This is a genomic window from Flavobacterium sp. (genome assembly GCF_035760125.1).
Taxonomy (GTDB): domain Bacteria; phylum Bacteroidota; class Bacteroidia; order Flavobacteriales; family Flavobacteriaceae; genus Flavobacterium.
Genome location: NZ_DASTTN010000068.1, coordinates 1 through 5,734, shown reverse-complemented (window position 1 = coordinate 5,734; position 5,734 = coordinate 1). Strand labels below are relative to the sequence as shown.

4 protein-coding genes are annotated in these 5,734 nt (G+C 38.8%); 1 reads left to right on the top strand and 3 read right to left on the bottom strand.

Annotated features, from left to right (window positions below; all coding sequences use genetic code 11):
• A partial coding sequence (locus VFS71_RS02825; RefSeq protein ID WP_326399263.1) for a beta-mannanase occupies positions 1–937 on the top strand: 937 nt, incomplete at its 5' end.
• Positions 938–980: 43 nt separating this feature from the next.
• On the opposite strand, the gene VFS71_RS02820 is transcribed toward VFS71_RS02825, so the two are convergent.
• The 3 genes from VFS71_RS02820 to VFS71_RS02810 form a co-directional block, all read right to left on the bottom strand.
• Positions 981–1,937 carry an aldo/keto reductase gene (locus VFS71_RS02820; protein WP_326399261.1) on the bottom strand — a complete coding sequence of 319 codons (957 nt, stop codon included), beginning with the start codon at positions 1,935–1,937 and terminating at the stop codon, positions 981–983.
• Between the two features lie 99 nt (positions 1,938–2,036).
• Positions 2,037–4,331, bottom strand: coding sequence for a beta-glucosidase BglX (gene bglX, locus VFS71_RS02815; protein ID WP_326399259.1), 2,295 nt, complete (start codon positions 4,329–4,331; stop codon positions 2,037–2,039).
• Positions 4,332–4,520: 189 nt separating this feature from the next.
• Positions 4,521–5,734 (bottom strand): sialate O-acetylesterase (locus VFS71_RS02810; RefSeq protein ID WP_326399257.1); only part of this gene is annotated, 1,214 nt, incomplete at its 5' end.

The following is a 5,734-nucleotide window of genomic DNA, read 5'->3' as shown; positions in this document are numbered from 1 at the left end:
CGCCGAAATGGGAAAACGCAATATGTATGCGGTACTGTTTTTAACGAATAACTGGGAATGGTCTGGCGGAATGTCGCAATATTTAGAATGGAATGGTCACGGGCCAATTCCGGTTCCGAATATCGCTCCAAACACTTGGCCTCAGTTTATGTCCTATACCGAAAAATTTCATAGCTGTGAACCGTGTATGGAAGCATTAAACAATCATGTGAAATTTATTTTGGGCAGAACAAACGCCTACACTAAAAGAAAATACACTGAAGACAATACGATTATGGCGTGGCAAGTGGGCAATGAACCGCGCACTTTTACACCTGAAAATGAAGCAAAATTTACAGTTTGGCTCAACAACATTGTCAACTTGATTGACAGTTTAGACAAAAATCACTTGATTTCAACAGGTTCTGAGGGAAGAAACAGCTCCAACGACAGTATGGAAACTTTTGAAAGAACCCATCTTAATCCGAACATTGACTACTTAACAATGCACATTTGGCCAAAAAACTGGAATTGGTACAAAGCCGAAGATGCCGAGAAAACATTGCCTACGACACTTGAAAATACAGGAAAATATATTGATTTGCATGTTGAAGTTGCCAATCATCTAAAAAGGCCAATCATCATTGAAGAATTTGGTTTACCAAGAGAAAATGAAGGTTTGGTTTCAACAGCTTCCGTAGCCAACAGGGATATTTTTTACAATTATATTTTCAAAAGAGTCGCGGAAAGCCATAAAAATAATGGAGTGTTGCAAGCCGCTAATTTTTGGGGATTTGGTGGCGAAGGGAAAGCGGTTACCAAAGACGGAAAATGGAAACCGGGCGATCCTTTGACAACCGATCCACCACAGGAACCACAAGGTTTGAATTCGGTTTTTTCTTCGGATAAATCGACTTTGGAATTGGTAAAAAAGTATAATTTGGAGTTACAAAAATGAGTGTGAGAGACACTACAGTGCCTCTCACACAATGCAAAACATTTTATTTCAAAATAGATTCAATTGCATTTAATTCCTCTGATGAAAATTCCAGATTTTGCAACGAATCAATATTATTGTTCAATTGTCCCACAGAACTAGCACCAATCAATACCGAAGTAATTCTGTTGTCTTTTAGTAACCAAGCTAAAGACATTTGTGCCAAAGACTGATTTCTTTCTTTTGCAATGTCATTCAGTTGAATAATTTTCTGGATTCTTTCCTCGGAAACCTCATCTTCTTTTAAATGTCCATTTGGATTGTGAGCACGGGAATTTTCAGGAATTCCTTTTAGATATTTATCGGTTAAAAGTCCTTGTGCCAAAGGTGAAAATGCAATACAACCAACTCCTTTTTCTTCAAGAACATCAAGCAATCCTTCTTCGGGAGTTCTTACAAACATTGAATATTTCACTTGATGAATCAAACAAGGTGTTCCCAATCGTTTCAAAATTTCAGTAGCTTCTCTGGTTTGTTCAGGATTGTAATTTGAAATTCCGGCATACAAAGCTTTACCGCTTCGAACGGCATAATCCAATGCCATCATCGTTTCTTCCAAAGGCGTTTCGGGATCAAAACGATGCGAATAGAAAATATCTACATATTCCAAATTCATTCGTTTCAAACTTTGGTCTAAACTCGACAACAAATACTTTCGGGAACCCCAATCACCATATGGTCCATCCCACATTGTGTAACCTGCTTTGGTCGTGATTACGATTTCGTCGCGAAGGTTTCCTTTAAAATTGTTTTTAAGAATAGTACCAAAATTAGTCTCTGCCGAACCCGGAACCGGACCGTAATTGTTGGCCAAATCAAAATGAGTTATTCCTTTATCAAAAGCTGCTTTGGCAATACTTTCCGCATTTTCAAAACTATCTACCGAACCGAAGTTGTGCCATAATCCCAAAGAAATTTGCGGTAATAACAATCCGCTTTTTCCACATCTGTTGTATTTCATTTTTCTTTATTTAAAGATCGAAAATTAAAGAATTTAAAAATAAAAAAACACATAAAATTTTAAAAATTCTATGTGTTTAAAATATCTTTAAAAAAGGTTTTATTTCAATTCAAAACCACTTTCCAAACCTCTTTCCGAACTTCCTCCTATCCAAATTTTGAAAGCTCCTGACTCAACCAAATAATTCCCGTCATTGTCAAAGAAACCTAATTCTTTATCCGTCAAAGTAAAGGTTACGGTTTTGGTTTCTCCTTTTTTCAGTGCCAACAATTCAAAACCTTTTAATTCTTTTACGGGCCTGGCCAAACTTGCGGCGACATCCTGAATATACAATTGCGCCACTTCTTTCCCGTCATAATTACCAGAATTGGTAATATCCACAGAAACCACAACCGGCTCACCTTTTGCGAAAGCGGACTTGTTAATCTTCAAATTTTTATAGTCGAAAGTAGTGTAGCTCAACCCAAATCCGAAAGGATACAAAGGTGTTTTCTCCACATCAGCATAATGTGACCAAAACACATTTTTATCACTATTCACAGGCCTTCCCGTATTGTAATTGTTATAATAAATAGGCACTTGACCAACATTTCTCGGGAAAGACATTGGCAATTTTCCACTTGGATTGTAATCACCGTACAACACTTGCGCGACAGCATTACCTGTTTGAGTTCCCAAATGCCAAGCCTCAACAATAGCAGGAATATGTTCTGCAGCCCAAGGCAAGGCCAACGGTCTTCCATTATTTAAGACCAAAACAATATTTGGATTTACTTTGTAGATTTCTTCTAACAATTCTTGTTGAACACCTGGTAAATCAAGATTGGTTCTACTGCGCCCTTCTCCCGATTGAAAACCGTGCTCACCCAAAACCATAACCACGATGTCAGCGTTTGCAGCTATTTTTTTGGCAGCATCAAATCCGCTTTTATCTGTGGTATTGAAAACCAATTCTGATGTAAAAGTGGCTTTTTCCGTAATCAAATCGGCTCCTTTTTCAAACGTCAATTGATTGTCTTTGTACTGTTGCATTCCTTCCAGAACCGAAACCGCAGTATTGTCATCCGAAGCAATTCTCCAACTTCCCAGCGGGCTGTTTTTATCATTGGCCAAAGCCCCAATCAAAGCAATTTTCTGTCCTGATTTTTTTAGCGGAAGTAAATTTATTTCATTCTTCAACAACACAATAGATTTTTTGGCCATATCCAAAACACCGTCGTTGTTGGCTTTATTGCCAATTGTTGCTTTTTCTCTTTTCTCGTCACAATATTTATAAGGGTCATCAAATAATCCCAATTCAAATTTCACGCGCAAAATTCTACGAACCGCATTGTCAACCAAGGCTTCTTTTACTTTACCGTCTTTTACCAGTTTCACCAATTCGGATACATATAAATGTGATTCCATATCCATATCCGAACCTGCAATCACCGCTTTGGCCGTTGCGTCCGCACCGTCTTTAGCAAAGCCGTGGGCAATCATTTCCCGAACCGAAGCCCAGTCCGAAACTACAAAACCATCAAATTTCCATTCTCCTTTTAAAATATCTCTTTGCAGAAAGGCATTTCCAGTTGCTGGAACGCCATTCAAAATATTGAACGAGTTCATTAACGTACGAACGCCAGCATCAGTCGCTGCTTTGAACGGAGGCAAAACCGTGTTGTATAATTTTGAATTACTAATATCCACCGTATTATAATCCCTTCCAGATTCTGCAAAACCGTATGCTGCAAAATGTTTGGTGCAAGCCGCAATCGTATTTACTTTTTGTAAGTCGGCTCTCGTATCACCTTGAAAACCGGTAATCCTTGCCTTTGCAATTTTACTTCCCAAATACGGATCTTCTCCCGCTCCTTCCATCACACGTCCCCAACGGGCATCTTGTGAAATATCGACATTTGGTCCAAAAGTCCAGTTAATTCCAGATGCCGAAGCCTCATCTGCTGCAATCTGAGCCGATTTTTTAATCGCCTCCATATCCCAACTCGCTGCTTCTGCCAACGGAATTGGACTCAACGTTTTATATCCGTGAATCACATCAAAACCAATAATCAACGGAATTCCCAATCGAGTTTCCTCAACAGCAATTTTCTGAACAGCTCTTACCTCTTTCACCCCACGAACCGACAACATCGATCCTACCCATCCATCACGCAAATGTTTATATTTCAACTCGGCATTTCCTCCTTTTGGAGCTGGACCCGTTACTTCCCAAAAACCATTATATTGATTCATTTGCCCGACTTTCTCTTCCATCGTCATTTGCTTCATCAACAAATCAATGCGTTCTTCAATCGGTTTTGTTTTGTCTAAATGTGGTGATTTTTGTGCAATCATATTTCCTGTGCTAATCAGGGTAAAAATCCCTGCAATAATTAATGTATTCTTTTTCATAATTTATAATTTCATTTTTGGCGTGTCTCTTGTCCTGAAAAAAAATCAGGACAAGAGTCGGGCTATACGGCTTTGTCTCTCCTCTAGTCCCAAAAGACGAGATGCGAGGATACCGCCTACTATCCCTCACGCGACCTTGTAACAACTTTCAAATTTCAAAATGACAAAGTCGTCTATAATCATCTTTATTTACTCACTTATAAAAGACGAAGCCGGTAAATTAGCTTTATTCAAAAGAGTCGACTGATCAGTATTCCTCCAAGCGTAACGCACTTTTATAGGTACTTTAACCTTATCCGATTGCAAAATCACTGTATCCTTTTTAACGACAGCAGTCGCTTTGTAAAACACATTATCAGCACCGGCAACCTCAAACAAATCGGCTTTCCTGTCCTTAAAATACAATCCATCTGCATAATCAAAAGTGACTGTCACTTTATTTTTAACAATTGTAATTCCTTTATAAAGAGGTCCGTTTACCAATGCGTTATTGGTCTTATAAGTATTCGCCAAAGCCAAATTGCCCAAACGGATTCCAACCGATTTTTTATCTTTTGGATGAATTTCTTCAATAGGCGAAATATCGCTGGTCATTACCATTCCGGTGTTTGGAACTTCCTGCAGCACTTTTCGTTGTGCATCTCGAATAATGACTCCTCCAAAATGGTCTTCCCCATATTTATAAGGCGCAATCTGAACAAAATAAAACGGAAAATCATATCCCCATAATTTTCTCCACGAAGTGATCAAAGCGGAAAGTGTTTTATCATAAACAGTTGACCCAACATTACTTTCCCCTTGATACCATAACGCTCCAGCAATTTTGAATTTCGTCAAAGGAAAAATCATTGCATTAAAAGCACGTCCTGGCTGGTTTGGACCATAAATTTCTTCCTTTCTTGTTTTCGCCGATTCCAATAAAACCGCATCGTTTTGAATCACTTCTTCCGGCATCCAAATCTCGGCCGGCGTTCCTCCCCAATTGGACGAAATCAAACCTATAGGCACATTTTTCAATTCTTCCTGCAAACGCTTTCCAAAAAAATAACCCACTGCGCTAAAATACTTCATCGTTTCGGGTGTACATTCTGTCCAATTTCCAGAAAGATTATTTTGTGGAGTAGTAGCTGTTAATTTTGGCACCAAAAACAATCGGATGTTTGGGTTTGTTGCATTTTTAACCTCCTCATCACCGTTATCAATTCCCCAACTGGCGTTCATTTCCATATTGGATTGCCCGGAACAAATCCAAACCTCGCCAATCAAAATGTTTTTCAGCACGATTTCATTATATCCTTTTATCGTAATGGTATAAGGCCCTCCTTCTTTTGGCGTCGGAATGGCGATTTCCCATTTCGCCTGATTACTGGCTTTAACTTTATAGGTTTCGTTATTCCAACTTG